The organism is Mycobacterium sp. AZCC_0083 (assembly GCF_014202335.1).
Classification (GTDB): Bacteria; Actinomycetota; Actinomycetes; order Mycobacteriales; family Mycobacteriaceae; genus Mycobacterium.
This window is the reverse complement of the sequence record NZ_JACHGP010000007.1, coordinates 245868-259421: the sequence shown is the minus strand read 5'-3', so window position 1 is coordinate 259421 and position 13554 is coordinate 245868. Positions and strand designations below refer to the sequence as shown.

15 protein-coding genes are annotated in these 13554 nt (G+C 65.9%); 3 read left to right on the top strand and 12 right to left on the bottom strand.

Annotation, left to right across the window (positions count from 1 at the left end; genetic code table 11):
* Nucleotides 1-12 precede the first annotated feature (12 nt).
* Nucleotides 13-801, top strand: coding sequence for a TauD/TfdA family dioxygenase (locus tag HNP02_RS19055; RefSeq protein WP_184441324.1), 789 nt, complete (start codon nucleotides 13-15; stop codon nucleotides 799-801).
* A gap of 18 nt (nucleotides 802-819) precedes the next feature.
* Here HNP02_RS19055 and HNP02_RS19050 read toward each other — a convergent pair whose 3' ends face one another.
* The 9 genes from HNP02_RS19050 to HNP02_RS19010 all read right to left on the bottom strand — a co-directional run bounded on the left by HNP02_RS19050 (nucleotide 820) and on the right by HNP02_RS19010 (nucleotide 9021).
* Complete coding sequence (locus HNP02_RS19050) at nucleotides 820-1299, bottom strand: NADPH-dependent FMN reductase (RefSeq protein WP_184441322.1); 480 nt, start codon at nucleotides 1297-1299, stop codon at nucleotides 820-822.
* A gap of 62 nt (nucleotides 1300-1361) precedes the next feature.
* Nucleotides 1362-2555, bottom strand: coding sequence for an acyl-CoA dehydrogenase family protein (locus HNP02_RS43755; protein ID WP_184441320.1), 1194 nt, complete (start codon nucleotides 2553-2555; stop codon nucleotides 1362-1364).
* A 68-nt stretch (nucleotides 2556-2623) separates the two neighbouring features.
* Nucleotides 2624-3685, bottom strand: a complete 1062-nt coding sequence (locus HNP02_RS19040) for an LLM class flavin-dependent oxidoreductase (protein WP_184441318.1) — start codon at nucleotides 3683-3685, stop codon at nucleotides 2624-2626.
* Between the two features lie 86 nt (nucleotides 3686-3771).
* Complete coding sequence (locus tag HNP02_RS19035; RefSeq protein WP_184441316.1) at nucleotides 3772-4632, bottom strand: sulfurtransferase; 861 nt, start codon at nucleotides 4630-4632, stop codon at nucleotides 3772-3774.
* Nucleotides 4629-5555 (bottom strand): ABC transporter substrate-binding protein, encoded by a 927-nt coding sequence (locus HNP02_RS19030; RefSeq protein ID WP_184441313.1) that lies wholly within the window; start codon nucleotides 5553-5555, stop codon nucleotides 4629-4631. Before HNP02_RS19030 ends, HNP02_RS19035 begins: the two co-directional genes overlap by 4 nt.
* The gene (locus HNP02_RS19025) at nucleotides 5552-6115 is read right to left on the bottom strand and encodes a hypothetical protein (RefSeq protein WP_184441312.1); all 564 of its coding nucleotides are present in this window, start codon (nucleotides 6113-6115) and stop codon (nucleotides 5552-5554) included. Before HNP02_RS19025 ends, HNP02_RS19030 begins: the two co-directional genes overlap by 4 nt.
* Nucleotides 6102-6881, bottom strand: a complete 780-nt coding sequence (locus HNP02_RS19020) for an energy-coupling factor transporter transmembrane protein EcfT (protein WP_184441310.1) — start codon at nucleotides 6879-6881, stop codon at nucleotides 6102-6104. The genes HNP02_RS19025 and HNP02_RS19020 overlap by 14 nt, the downstream gene beginning before the upstream one ends.
* Entirely contained in the window at nucleotides 6878-8374 is a 1497-nt protein-coding gene (locus HNP02_RS19015; protein WP_184441308.1) for an ABC transporter ATP-binding protein, read from the bottom strand. The genes HNP02_RS19020 and HNP02_RS19015 overlap by 4 nt, the downstream gene beginning before the upstream one ends.
* Nucleotides 8371-9021 (bottom strand): ECF transporter S component, encoded by a 651-nt coding sequence (locus tag HNP02_RS19010; RefSeq protein ID WP_184441300.1) that lies wholly within the window; start codon nucleotides 9019-9021, stop codon nucleotides 8371-8373. The genes HNP02_RS19015 and HNP02_RS19010 overlap by 4 nt, the downstream gene beginning before the upstream one ends.
* 146 nt (nucleotides 9022-9167) lie before the next feature.
* Here HNP02_RS19010 and HNP02_RS19005 point away from each other — a divergent pair, with 146 nt between their 5' ends.
* A complete protein-coding gene (locus tag HNP02_RS19005) occupies nucleotides 9168-9818 on the top strand; it encodes a GntR family transcriptional regulator (RefSeq protein WP_184441298.1) in 651 nt (216 codons plus the stop codon).
* Between the two features lie 25 nt (nucleotides 9819-9843).
* On the opposite strand, the gene HNP02_RS19000 is transcribed toward HNP02_RS19005, so the two are convergent.
* On the bottom strand, nucleotides 9844-10773 hold the full coding sequence (locus tag HNP02_RS19000; RefSeq protein WP_184441296.1) for an LLM class flavin-dependent oxidoreductase: 930 nt from the start codon (nucleotides 10771-10773) through the stop codon (nucleotides 9844-9846).
* 238 nt (nucleotides 10774-11011) lie between these two features.
* On the bottom strand, nucleotides 11012-11494 hold the full coding sequence (locus HNP02_RS18995; RefSeq protein WP_221317741.1) for a MarR family transcriptional regulator: 483 nt from the start codon (nucleotides 11492-11494) through the stop codon (nucleotides 11012-11014).
* Nucleotides 11495-11839: 345 nt separating this feature from the next.
* Here HNP02_RS18995 and HNP02_RS18990 point away from each other — a divergent pair, with 345 nt between their 5' ends.
* The gene (locus HNP02_RS18990; RefSeq protein ID WP_184441292.1) at nucleotides 11840-12970 is read left to right on the top strand and encodes an LLM class flavin-dependent oxidoreductase; all 1131 of its coding nucleotides are present in this window, start codon (nucleotides 11840-11842) and stop codon (nucleotides 12968-12970) included.
* 4 nt (nucleotides 12971-12974) lie between these two features.
* Here the strand turns inward: HNP02_RS18990 and HNP02_RS18985 are convergent, their stop codons facing one another.
* Nucleotides 12975-13550 (bottom strand): TetR/AcrR family transcriptional regulator, encoded by a 576-nt coding sequence (locus HNP02_RS18985; protein ID WP_184441290.1) that lies wholly within the window; start codon nucleotides 13548-13550, stop codon nucleotides 12975-12977.
* Nucleotides 13551-13554: the final 4 nt, after the last annotated feature.

Here is a 13554-nt window from a genome sequence, read left to right as displayed (position 1 = left end):
AAGGTGATGCAAATGACGAGTACACAGACCGCCCCGTACGAGGTCGTCCCGACCAGTCCACTGCTCGGTGCCGAGATCGTCGGTGTCGACTTGGCCCGCGGTGTCGACGAGGCGACGGCCAACGCTCTGCGGGAAGATTTCTGGCGACACAAGGTCCTGGTGTTCCGCAACCAGCATCTGTCCCCAGATGCCCACGTCGACGCGGTGCGGATCGTCGACGAGCCGTTCGACCATCCCTTGTGGCTGCGCCGCGATGAGAACAACCGGCTGGTGTACGTGTTCGACCTCGAGAAGGCGGGCAGCGCGTCGACGTGGCACGTGGGCGGCACGTGGCGCAACCCACCGTTCAACATCGAGTCACTCACCTATCAAGCGGTGCCCGAGATCGGTGGCCACACACTGTGGGCCGACCTTCAGGCGGCCTACGACGGTCTGTCCGAGCCGTTCCAGCAGCTCTTGGAGTCGGTGAGCGCGGTGTACGGCGCCTACCCTGGCGACGGAACACCAGAGCGCCCACCGGTGACCGAGACGATCGAGCACCCCGTGGTGCGCGCGCACCGCCACACCGGACGCAAGGGGCTGTTCCTGAGTTCGTCTGCCCTGCGCCTCACCGGGATCGAGCCCGCCGAGGGGCAAGCGCTGCTGCCCTTCCTGCTCGCCCACGCGGCGTCGCCCAACTACGCCGTCGACTTCGGTTGGAAGACAGGCGACTTCGTCATCTGGGACAACCAGGCTACGTGGCACTTCGCCGTCAACGACTACGACGGCCCACGTGCCTACCGCAAGGTAATCGCAGGCTGATCCCGCCGAGGGCGGTGACTACCTTCCGGGCACGTGCCGCCGGGCGACCTCGAGCCACTTCTCGAGATCGGGTGAGGTCTCGTAGTCGGAGTCGAGCAGATACAGGCTTGGCGACGGGCAGCTCGCGCCGATCTCGACGAGGACCGGCCGCAACGTCAGTTCGGGGGCCAAGGCGTGTGCGAGGGAGCCGCCGAGCATGAGGGGGAACGTGGGAATCTGTCCGAGCTCACCGGCTCCGAACTGGTCGAGAAACAGCTTCAGCAGCCCGGTGTAGGTGGCCTTGTACGTGGGGGAGGCGACGACCAAGAGATCGGCAGACTTCACGATCTCCTTGGCCTCGGCCACCTTCGGATCGCCCCACCCCAGGAGGCCTGGCCCGAGGTCGACCACGTCGATGACGTGTTCGGGGGGCAGGCCGGTCAGCCTTTCGGCGACCAGCACTGCGGCCGCGCGGGTCCGCGAGTTCGGCTTGGGGTTTCCGACGACTACTACGCTCATGAATCAAGTGAACCAAAGATGGCTTTGCGCAACTCATCCGGCCCCCGGGCGGGCCCGGGGTGTCAGAAGAATCCGTTCTGCGGGGGTGGCGTCCCGTTGACCAACAGTGATCCGACTGCGGTTGCCTTGAGGAACGTCGGGTTGTGCGTCGATATCGTTCGGATGTTGCGCCAGTGCCGATCGTGGCCGTAGAGCACCTGGGTGGCGGAAGCGCCGCCGACGTCGAGAAGACGGGCCGCGGTGGCATAGGAGAACCGGTCCACGGCGACCTTGGCCTGAGCTGCCGCGAGCTGAGCGCGATACGCCGCGTCGGGGTCGAACACACCGTTGGTGGCACTGTCGGAGGCTTCTTGCAACGCCTGCGCCGCCGTCAGCACGATCGCCCTTGCCGCGAAGGCGTTCGATGCGATCTCACCGACCACTTGGAGTACCTGCGGATCCTCGGAAGGGACGGGATGGCTTGCGTGGCTGAAGTTCCTCTCACGTCTGCGAGTCAATGCCACGGCGTCGGACTGAACCGCCGCGAGCACTCCCGCGGTGAGGGCCTGCAGGTAGAGCTGGTAGAAACCGCCGAAGTAAGTTGGCGGGGTCTCGACGTCGCGGGCTTCGATTCGTTGCGCCTCGTCGGCCTGCACGTACACGCCTTCGAAACGCGTGGTTCCGGTGCCGGTAAGACGCTGGCCGAAGCCGTCCCAATCGTCTTCGACTGAGATGCCTGCTCGGGTGACGGGAACGGTGACGCGGAACGAGGCCCCATCGGGATCGACCGCATGCACGTTTACCCAATCGGAGAACAGCGTGCCAGTGGAGTAGAACTTGACGCCGTTGAGGCGGAATCCTCCCGTGCCATCCGGAGTGAGCACGGTGTCCAGATGAGTCGTGCCGGCCTTGCGTCCGACAGCTCGACTGTTCTGCTCACTGACGGCGTTGCCGACGATGTTGCCCTCGGCAACGAGGCCAAGCCACCGTCGCCTGGCCGCCGGATCCGGGTTGTGCAGATGCTCTTCGACGAAGCCGAAGTGCGCCCGCAGGATGTGTGCGACATTTGAGTCGGCAGCGGCCAGATCGATCACGACCCCGAACAGCTCGGGCAGACTCGCGCCAGTGCCGCCATCCTCGGTCCGGAGCCTCAGGCGCCCGATACCAGCGTCACGCAGCCACCGGATCTGTTCGTGCGGCAGGACTCGATCCTGCTCGCGCTGCTGTGCCTCGCTGGCGATCTTGTCGAAAAGCTCAGTGAGCGTTTGTAATCCCACGACACGTCACGTTAGGTGCCGGTGCTCGCCAAGCGGATGGTTTGGGCCAACCTGATTCTTTCGCCCCACTACGCAGCAAGCCTTTCCAGCCGCCGAACCCGGGGGATGATCTCGTCGGCGAATCGCCGCATCTCGGACTCGAACGGCTGGAACTGAAGCATGAACAGTTCGATGCCAAGGCTTCCGAAGCGGAGAATGCGTTCAGCCACGGTGTCGTAGCTGCCGACGAGTCCGGCGGCAGTCCCGCCGTTCGTACCGACGTGTGGATGTTCGGCGAAGGTCTTGAACATCTGGGCCTTGGGATCGGCATTCGAAATGACCGACTCGGTTTCGGCGACGTCACGGCCTGCCAACTCGAAGGCGTAGGCGAGTTCTTCGGCTGCCTCGGCGTCGGTTTCGCGGCCTATCACGAACGCCGCAAGGCCAAATCGCACCGGACCGCCGCTGCGGGGTCGGGCGGCGACGTCGGTCACCAACCGTCGCACGTTGTCCTCGGGTTGTCCGTTGATGAACCAGACGTCGGCGAAGTCGGCGGCCAGCGTGCGCGCCGCATCGGACTCCCCGCCCACGTAGATCGCGGGGCGCTTGCGGTGTTTGCTTGCGGGCTTGAGCTGGTAGTCGTCGACGTCGAAGTACTTGCCGTGGAACGTGGTTCGCCGGCCGCTGATCAGTGAGTTCACGACGGTGAGCCATTCGCGACCGTAGGCGTACCGCTCATCGTGCTCAAGGAACGGAAGGCCAGCGCGGGCGATTTCGGGCTTGAACCAGGCATTGACCACGTTGATGGCGAACCGACCACCGCTGATCTCCTCGATCTGCAGTGCCTGCTTCGCCAAGACCACGGGGTGGTAGAGCACCGGCTTGATGGCCGTGATGATCTCGATGTTCTCCGTCAGACCGGCCACGGCCGCACTCGTTGTCCACGCTTCGAGTTGGTCGTACTGATCACCGGATGGATTGACTTCGTGCTGCGCCACCAGCGTGGCGTCGAAACCGAGTCGATCCGCCTCGATGATCTGTGCCCTGGTGCGTACCCAAGAAGCGTCGACCGGCTCGAGAGGATGCCGTTTGGCTCCCCATGTGCCGTACACCAAGGCCCAGACGCCGAAGCGCAATGCAGACGTGGTCACGGGTGAACGGTAGGGCGGCAACGCTGGCCGAGCAGATGATTGTGGTCACGCTGATTCTGGCCGGGCGTGCTTCGAACGAGGGAGTTCTAGGAGACGATCAGTGGCAGATCGGGGTCTGCACTCCATTCCTCGAGCGACCCGTCGTAGACCCGCGCGTGCTGGAACCCGATCGACGACAGCGCGAGCGCGTTCGCGGCCGCCGAGATGCCACCTCCGCAGTACAGAAGCAACTCAGTGTCGAGGTCGACGTCCGCGTCACGGTAACGCGCGGTGACCTCGGCCCTGGACCTGATGAAGCCAGAGTCGTCGAACAGAGAGCGTGCAGGGACGTTGATGCTGCCAGGGATGTGGCCGCGGCGGGAGTATCGAGTCGGCTCAGACCCGCTGAATGAGGCAGATGACAAGCCGCAGACGAGATTTCCGCTGAACTCGCCGAACTGGAGTAGTTCGTCCTTGTCGATCCAGGCGTGGTAGGCCACACGTGCCTCCCACCTCGAGACGGGCACGGACTCGGGTCGCAGGCCCGATTCGACGGGCAGTCCAGACTCTCGCCATCCGGTCAGCCCGCCGTCCAGCACCCCGACCGGCACGCCAATCCAGCGCAGCAGGTACCAGACCCGCGCCGCCCACAGTCCACCGGTGCTGTCGTAGACCACGACTGGCGTCTCTTGGCCGACGCCCAACCGAGCGAGGGTGTCGGCCAGTACCTGAGGTGGCGGATGCCGGTCGTGAGTGGAGTCGGGCACCGACAGTTCGGTGTCCACCTCGACGTGCACCGATCCCGGGACGTGTGCTTCCTCCCAACGTGAGCGTCCGCTCTCGGCGTGGAAGTCGCCGTCGAAGCGCGCCTTGTGCAACACCAGGGTGGCATCGAAGATCACGGGTGGCGCAGCGCTGGTCCGCATCTGGTCCAGTGCATGCGCCGAGATGAACGGCTCTCGGCTCATGTCGTGGTGCCGGCTCCAGCGGTCGTGGCGTCGAGGAACGCTTCGTGCCACCGCTCCGGTGAAGCGAGGATGCGGTGCTCGGCGAGCCAGTGGGCGTACGGCTCGACGAGGTCACGGCGGATCGTTCCCCACGCCCCGTCGTGGAACCATGTACCGGAGATCGCTTCCAGCGATCGGGTGAGCACGTCGTCGGTGAAGTACGGCGTGACGCCGCGCAGCACTTCGACCGTTTCGGCGGGATGATCCGCTGCGAAGCGAAAGCCGCGGTCGGTGACCGCGAGGAACTCTGCCGACAGGTCCGGTTGTCGTTCGGCGAATTCGGCTCGCCCCCCTAGCAAGTAGCTGTGGTAACTGAAGGGAAGCTCGTCGTCGACGCGCCAGACCCTTTCCGGTCGGTCCGGGTGTTCGTTGAGCAGGATGTCCCACGCCCAGTACGACCCGAACGTGGCATCCGCCGCGCCGCCCGCGAGCTCCTCACTGGTCAGTTCGCGCGCGCCGACGTCCACCAGGATGACGTCGTCGGGTTCGCCTCCCGCCCCGCGCACCAGGTCGCGCACCATGGCCAATCCGCGCGGTGTGGGGTTGAGGGCCAGGCGCCGTCCTGCGAGTTCGGCGAGTGTGTGAATCCCACTGCTCTCCAAGGTGCGGACCGTCTCGAGCCCGCGCTGGTTGATCGCGGCGAGCGCCCGCAGCGACGCGCCGTCCTCGACGCGGACCAGCAGTCGGTTCGTGGGAAACACTGCAAGATCAACCAATTGGCGCTGAAGGTGTTCGAGCCCGTCACCGATCCCTGGGTCGACGGTCCGGATCTGCAGCTCGATACCTGCGTCGGCGTACCACCCGTGGTGACGGGCGACGTAGAACCCAGCCGAGTTCGGCCAGGGATGGAAGTATTCGAGGGCAAGGGAAAGTCGTGTGGTCATGGCGTCCTCTCCGCTGCTACCAGCATGAATCCATCCGCTGCGGGCGCGGCGATCAGATCGGCGCTGCGCTGCGGGTCGTACCGGGCGATGAAGTCGTCTTCCTGGGCCGCCCACCGATCCCAGTGCGGCAGGTAGGTTTCGCCGTCCCGGCGCAGTGCCCGGCGCTTGCGGTCGGCGTCGTCGGCGTCGACCCAGATGGCGAGGTCGGCGAGTAACCGGCTGGCCGGGGTGAGCGCACCCACCCCCTCGACAACGAGGAGTTGCCCTGGCTGGACAGTGCGCCAAGCGCCGGGGCGTTGCTCGTCCCACTCCCAGCTGCGCCAGCGTCCAGGACGGCCCTTGGCCCTGGGGCGGAGCAGTGCCGACTGGATGTGTTCGGAGGCCCAGCTGAGGCCGTCCCAGCCGGGGTAGACGTCGTCGAGCCGGACCAGCACGCTGTCGGACCAATCCCGGCAGAGCTGTGTCGCCAACGTCGTTTTGCCCGATCCGGAGCGCCCGTCGATTAGTACCGTCGTGGCCGCGGACTCGTGCAGCAGACGCAAGACCTCATCGAGTGCCAATGAAGTTCCAAGCTCCGGCCCCGACGGACACCGAGATCGCCACGGCCGCAATGACGATACCCGCGCCGACGAGAATGATCTCGCGCCGCCCGAAGGTCGAGGGTCTGGCCCAGGTCCGCGTCGGATACGCGCCGAATCCGCGCGCTTCCATCGCGGTGGCGAGCTTCGACCCCCGACGCACGGCGAACACCAGCAGCGCAAACGCCTGGCCAGTCGTACGGCGCAATCGCGCGTGGTCGGCGACGCCACGCGCGCGGCGGGCGTAGCCAAGGTACTGCCAGTCCTGGCCGAGCAGACCGATGAGACGAAGGCCGGCAAGGGCGCCGAGTACGAATCGGGCAGGAAGCTTGAGTACCTGCCCCAGCCCGTCGGCGAGTTCGGTGGGTTCGACATCGACGAACAGGAAGACCGAGGGCAGCGCGATGGCCAGGACGCGAAGGAAGGTCGCGAGAGCAAGCCCGATGGATCCGTCACTGACGTTGACGAGGAGGAAATGCCAGTGCACCGTGCCGCTCGGCTCGCCGTAGAGCAGGACCGTCACCGCCGTGAGCCCAGCGCCGATGACGATCACCCCTGCGCGAACGAGGAAGGGCCGCAACCGGACCCCGAGCACGAAGATCAGCACGATTTCCAGCACTAGGGCGGTCAGGGCAGACACCCAGTCCACGCTCAGTACGAGCGCGGCTGCGATCACCAGGGCAGTCAATACCTTCGCGACCGGATTCAACGGTCTTGCCTCAGCGCCTGCGGTGACGGCGGCCGTCATCGGGCGCTGCCCGTGGCTGTCGCCGATTCCCAAGCTGGCAGCGCGATCTCGTCGTCGGCGAGCGCGGCCGCGAAGTCGAGATCGTGGGTAATGGCCACGATCGCGGTACCACCGTCGGCGAGCTCCGCGACCAGTCGAATCAGCTCCTCCCAGGTACGACGGTCCTGTCCGAACGTCGGCTCGTCGAGCACGATGAGCTCGGGTCTGGTGGCGAGCACGGTGGCGACCGAGAGTCGCCGCTTCTCTCCGCCGGACAGCGTGTAGGGATTCACTTCGGCGAGGTGGCTGAGCCGGAGCCGTTCGAGCAGTTCGTCGGTGAGCACGGCGGTTTCGTTGCGACGGCGTTTGAGCGCGTGCGGTCCGAGCGCGAGTTCTTCCCGGACCGTGCCCTTGAGGAACTGGTGCTCGGGATCCTGAAAGACGCTGCCGATCCGGCTGAGCAACTCGTTGGACCGCCAGCGGATGGGCTCCCGGCGATTCAGAGACGGGGCGAACGTGTCATTCGCTTCGATTCGTCCGCGCGCGGGGGGAATCAGGCCACCGAGCGTGAGCGCCAGGGTCGACTTTCCCGCTCCGTTCGGTCCTGTGACGACTGTGGTTCTGCCCCTGGCGATTTCGAAGTTCAGGCCCGAGTGAAGGTGGGGTTCGGAGCGGTACCCGAGCGACAGGTCGGCCGCAGAGAGCAAGCTCCCGGTACGGGTCGACCGGTGGCGGGTGAGCTCGGGTGCAGGCGCCCCTGGGACCCACACGCCGGACCTCGTCAAGTAGTCGTGTTCGCGCCCGATGATCCTGTCCGGCGCTCCGTCGGCGACGACCTCGCCCGCAGAGCCGAGGACGATGACCCGATCGACCACGGGTAGCCAGACCTCGGTGCGGTGTTCGATGACGACCACTGTCGCCCCGGTCCGGTTGGCCGTGGCGTGGATGGCGTCGCGCACCTCGATGACACCGGCTGGATCGAGATTGGCGGTCGGCTCGTCCAGCAAGATCAGGCCGGGATTCATCGCGATCACACCTGCGAGAGCCAGACGCTGCTTCTGGCCACCCGAGAGATGAGAGGTGTCGTGGTCGAGCGGCACCTGCAGGCCGACGGAGCGGAGCGCCTCGCTGACGCGGGGCCAGATCTGTTCTCGGGGAACGTTGAAGTTCTCCATGCCGAAGGCGACGTCGTCACCGACGCGCGACAGGATCACCTGGGAATCAGGGTCCTGCAGCACCATGCCGATGTGCGACCGCTGCTGGTTGGGAGGAGCGCCGTCGACCAGCAGGCGCCCCACCTCCTGCCCGTCGTCCGCGCCGCCGAGAAGACCTGCGAGACCGTGCAATAGCGTAGATTTTCCCGCCCCCGACGGACCGAGAAGCAATACGCGCTCGCCAGGGGTGATGGCCAACTCGAGGTTGTGCACTGCCCAATCGGGGCGTCCCGCATGACGCCAACCCCAACCCGCGGCCGCGACGGCGGCGCCGCGGGACACAACGGCAGGTGAGCTCACTGCGCGTCGTGGCGCCGCAGCGCGACTCTGCCTGACTCGAATCGGCTCAATGCGCCGGTCTTGGCCAGCCCTCTGACCACGAACCAGGACAGCAGTCCGGCGAGCACGACACCGGAGACGATGGCGGAGACGGTGTAGATGGCCGAGAACGCGACGGCCGATCCGGGGTACCAGAGGATGAGGTCGTTGATGGCGAGGGCGAGGCCGGCGACGGCCCCGGCGAGCAGGGCGACGGGGAGATTCCACCTGCGGTAGAGGAAGACCGCGAACACGAGTTCCGCACCCACGCCCTGAACGAGGCCCGATTCCAGTGTGAGAACCCCCCATTGATTGCCGACCAGTGCGGAGACCGATGCGGCGACGATCTCTCCGTACAGCGCCGCGCCCGGTTTGCGAATCACCAGCGCAACGAGCACGGCGGCGAAGAGCCAGCCGCCCCCGGCCAAGGCTTGCAGGCCGGGAAGTAGCGCGCCGAGTGGTGCGCTGATCGGGTTGGACGCGATGTTCCAGAGGACGAAGACGAGGCCTGCGGCCACTGCGAGCACGCTGGCGACGACGATGTCGACGATCCGCCACCGAACCACCGGCGTGCTCTTCACGCGTTCAACTGAGTCTGCGGTGGTCGTGTCGTTGTGTGGACGACTCATGGGGGTATTCCTTCGTGACGGTGCGCTGGAGCGGTCAGTATGGAACGCCCAAATGCAATGAGCGCTAGTTGAACTCGCTATGAGTATTTTATGTATACATCTAACGCCTATCGGTATTCTCGGGTGAACGATCGAACGGAGGTCGAGTGCACCGGACGCCCTTTCACAGCGTGCTTCGCGCTGATCTGCTTGCGGGTCGGTTCTCCCCAGAGGAACCACTGAGTGAAAGCGCCCTCACGACGGCGTACGGAGTCTCGAGGACACCCGTCCGTGAGGCGCTCAACCGGCTGGAACAGGAGGGTCTGATCACCAGGGCGGTGCGTGGATACCGCATCCGCTCGGGTGCGCCCGACGACGTCATTGAAATCTACGACGTGCGGATCGTCCTCGAGCAAGCCGCAGCCGAAGCGGCATCGACCCGCCGGACGGATCTACAACTCGCCCAACTCGTGCAACTGCATCGGCAGGCGTGCGAGGAAGAAGACGTCACGGTCGCAAGGCATCTCAACTCGCAATGGCACGAGGTGCTGTGGTCCGCGTCGCACAATTCGACCCTGCGCGAGACCCTCGCCAACTTGGTCGCCCGCCTCCGCGTCTACGACCGCGACGCTCACCATCACGACGACCTCGCCGTCGTCGCCGACGAACATCGCGCCATCCTCGACGCGATCGAGGTGGGTGACGGTGCCACCGCCCGCAAGGCCATCACCGGCCACCTGCAGCGCACCAAACAACAGCGGCTCGACGCCTTCGCGCAATCCTCCACTGACAGGTTCCGGCACTCTGACTCACTGTGACGCGCAGCGGGAACCCTCGGCGCCGTCAGCGCGGCGATCTCGGGTTTCCCCTCGCGGTCGTGTCTCGGACGGCTGGGGCGATCTCGCCTGCCCAGCGGCCGAGGGAGATGTCGTCCGGAGCGCCGCCACTGGGCGAAAAGAGGATGAAGCCCGACGCGTCGTGCTCGATCACGGCGCCGGTCAGTTCCTCGATCCACTGGTCGACGGATCCGCCGACCCAGCGGCCGTCGCGGTCACGGGTGGCGGCCAGTGGACGGTCGGTGATGCGGCCTGGGAGATTGAAGACCGTGCGAATCTCTCGCGGATCACGGCCCACGGCCCGCGCCGCATCGTCGATGATCGGCCGCGACGTCCGGTACCGCCCGCTGAGCCAATCAGCAGCACGGCCGGGGATCCAGCCGTCGGCCACCCGGCCGGTCGCGGCCAGCGATTTCGGGCCGACCGATCCGGTCCACACCGGGGGTGCGGCCACGGGGGCCGGCTCGATCTGGTGCAAGTGGCAATAGCGGCCTTCGTAGGTGATGGGCGGGCCGCCACCCGACAGCATCTTGATGACGCCGATCGCTTCTTCGAAGGCGTTCACGGCGTCGCCCGGTGAGAGCCGCACCACCCCCATGTCTTCGATCCGATCCCACATTCCGCCGGCGCCGATGCCGAGCACGATGCGGCCACTGGACAGCGCCGATAGCGATGTCACCGTCCGCGCCAGCATGGGGGCAGGCCGGAGTGGCACGTTGGTGACATTGACGACGCCCGAGATGTGCCGGGTTCGCCCGAGGATGAATCCGACGGCGGCGTAGGCGTCCAGGCGCCCGCCGATGTAGGGGTGGTCGGACAGCGACACGATGTCGAGCCCGTCTCGGTCGGCCTGCTCCGCTAGGCGCAGCAGCCGCGGAACGTCGTCGATACCGTCATTGCCGTCGACGCCGAAGATGACGTCTTCTGGTGTGGACATTGTCCTGCCTTTCCGGTGCGCGATGGTGGGGTCAGGGCCGGTTGGGTGTGGGTTTCTCGGTTAGGGCGTCCAGTGCCTTGGCGACCCGTCGAACCCCATAACCGCCGCGGAGAGCCGCGACAGTGCGACTCATGATTACACCTTCCCGTAGATCACGCTTAGTGTTCGTAGTACGAACTATAATTGTTCGTACTACGAACTGCAATGCGTTATCTATGCGGCGATGAGGCGGCGAGTCCTAGTGCTCACGTGCGGTGGAGGTGGCTCCTTCGTCCAGTTCCAGGAAGATCACCGGGACCTCGTTGTCTTCCACGATGCGTCCGAGGAGGCCTGCGAGCGTGCGGCGTTCGGCGGCGGTGAGCCTCACCGGCAGCTTCTCGATCCGCCGGCAAGTCTCTGCGTAGAACTCGTCAGCCAGCTTGCTGCCGTCCGGGGTGAGTGCGACCCGCACCGCACGGTTGTCGCGTGGGTCTGGTTCGCGCCGCACCAAGCCGTTGCGCTCGGTGCGGTCTACCAGGCCGGTAAGGCTCGACTTGGCTAGTCCCAATGTCGCGCCCAACTCGCGCATGCCGGACGGTTGCGCCATCAAAACGCACAGCAACTGTCCCTGCTGCGATGTGATGCCGTGCGCCCGGCCCGACTCGGCGTAGACGGCATTCACCAAGAAGGCGGTCCGCACCAGCCCAGTGACGACTCCAATCTGACCATAAGGCTTACCCACTGATAAAGGGTAGCAGCCAAGTGCCATTCAATTCGTGTGGCGAACTATTTTTGGTTGCCGACGGCAGGGGCTTGGGGCCCCGACGCCCTGCTTGCACCGTTTGGCCCCGGTACGTATTCGGCTCATTCAGATTCAAATCAGCACATCACTGAAGTGGCCGATAGCAGAGAGTCGGATACGAACCAGGGGCGTCGCGAGCCAGGGCGATCTGGTTGGCGCCGGTACCTTTGAGGAGGTCATGAGCGCTAGCATTTCGTCCCGACGTGCCTGCTGGCAATCCGTCTCCGGCCGTTGCACTTGGCGCGTCCAGATGCTCGATCCCAAGCCTTCGGCGGCGGCACGCTCATGACGACACCGTTGACGGTGCTCGACCTGGTCCCGATCTCGTCCGGCTCGAACGCGACTGAGGCACTGCGAAACAGCATCGATCTCGCACGACGGGCCGACGAGCTCGGCTACACGCGCTTTTGGTTCGCCGAGCATCACCTCAATCCCGGGGTAGCCGGCACGTCACCCGCGGTGCTTCTCGCGCTGACCGCCGCGGAGACCTCGACGATCCGGCTCGGTTCGGGTGCGCTGCAAATGGGACACCGCACGGCGTTGTCCTCGGTGGAAGAGTTCGGTCTACTGGATGCGTTGCATCCCGGTCGATTCGACCTCGGACTGGGCCGCTCTGGTGGCAAACCGGTCGTGCCGAGTTCACCCACACCGAGTGGCCCGAGATCGCAGGCGGTCGTGGACGGGCGCGCGCCCAGCGGACTACCAATCCCTGCCAGGTTCAATCCGGCGGCGCTGCTGAAATCGCCGCGCATCGCATTGCAGAAGGCGTTGCTGCAGCTGCCGGATGCGAAGGCGCAGAACTACACCGAACAAGTCGGCGACATCCTTGCGCTCATCGCGGACACCTACCGGTCGGCGAACGGCGAACGGGCCCACGTCGTTCCGGGTGCAGGAGCCGACCTCCAAGTCTGGATTCTGGGCAGCAGTGGCGGCGAGAGTGCAACGGTCGCAGGCAAGAACGGGTTGCGGTTCGCAGCCAACTACCACGTCGCCCCTGCGGGCGTCCTCGAGGCGGCCGACGGGTACCGCGCCGCGTTCACTCCGTCAGCGCAGCTGGACCGGCCTTATCTGAGCGTGTCTGCCGACGTGGTCGTCGCAGACGACGAGGCCACCGCTCGTGAGCTCGCCACTGGTTACGGGCTCTGGGTGCGCAGCATCCGCACTGCGGAAGGCGCCATTCCCTTTCCGACTCCGGAAGCGGCGCGCAGGCACACATGGTCCGGCGCCGACCGTGAACTCGTCGCGGATCGCGTCGACACCCAGTTCGTCGGCTCGGCGATCCAGGTCGCCGATCAGCTCGAGCGACTGCGTGACGCCACCGAAGCCGATGAGCTGATCATCACGACGATCACTCATGATCACGACGATCGGGTGCGTTCCTATGCGCTGCTCGCCGAGGAGTGGGCCCGTCGCTGATGGCTCACGGCGCCCCCAGCACGTCTAATGCGGCGGTGACGGTGAGCTGCGCCAGATTCTCGTCGATCGGTCCGGTCGGCAGCAACGCGCGCATCAACAGTGGCCCGGTCAGCAGGTCGCAAATCCAGTCGATGTCGTAACCGCCAGGAATGTCTCCACGCTGGACCGCTCGCTCAAGGGCGCGCGCCGTCGACTCCCGTCGAGGTGTCACGAACGCCTCGAAGAGCTGCGAACCGAGCGCCGTGTCGCGCGCGCCTTCGTCGAGCAGCCCGGGGAGAGCCCGCTTCACCAATGGGTCGGCGAAGAACTCGACTTGATTGCGCTGCACGGCAACGAGATCACCACGCAGTGAGCCGGTGTCGGCGGCGGGGTCCAGACCGAATCGGCGGCTCAACGCCGCAATGAGGATGTGCGCCAGTGAGGGGTGGCGACGGTAAACGGCTTGGCGAGTCGTACCGGCTCGCCGGGCGATCGCGTCGATCGACGTCGCCACATAACCGTCCGCGGTCACCAACTCGGTGGCCGCGTCAAGGATCGCGGAGTCCAACACCTCGGCACGGGGGCGCCCTTGTTTGACCATCAAA

Excerpts from the sequence above, each read along its gene's own strand:
- HNP02_RS19055 (WP_184441324.1), top strand. The coding sequence starts at position 13 with ATGACGAGTACACAGACCGCCCCGTACGAGGTCGTCCCGACCAGTCCA.
- HNP02_RS19050 (WP_184441322.1), bottom strand. The coding sequence starts at position 1,299 with ATGAGCGTAGTAGTCGTCGGAAACCCCAAGCCGAACTCGCGGACCCGC.
- HNP02_RS19035 (WP_184441316.1), bottom strand. The coding sequence starts at position 4,632 with ATGAGCCGAGAGCCGTTCATCTCGGCGCATGCACTGGACCAGATGCGG.
- HNP02_RS19030 (WP_184441313.1), bottom strand. The coding sequence starts at position 5,555 with ATGACCACACGACTTTCCCTTGCCCTCGAATACTTCCATCCCTGGCCG.
- HNP02_RS19020 (WP_184441310.1), bottom strand. The coding sequence starts at position 6,881 with ATGACGGCCGCCGTCACCGCAGGCGCTGAGGCAAGACCGTTGAATCCG.
- HNP02_RS19010 (WP_184441300.1), bottom strand. The coding sequence starts at position 9,021 with ATGAGTCGTCCACACAACGACACGACCACCGCAGACTCAGTTGAACGC.
- HNP02_RS19000 (WP_184441296.1), bottom strand. The coding sequence starts at position 10,773 with ATGTCCACACCAGAAGACGTCATCTTCGGCGTCGACGGCAATGACGGT.
- HNP02_RS18990 (WP_184441292.1), top strand. The coding sequence starts at position 11,840 with ATGACGACACCGTTGACGGTGCTCGACCTGGTCCCGATCTCGTCCGGC.
- HNP02_RS18985 (WP_184441290.1), bottom strand. The coding sequence starts at position 13,550 with ATGGTCAAACAAGGGCGCCCCCGTGCCGAGGTGTTGGACTCCGCGATC.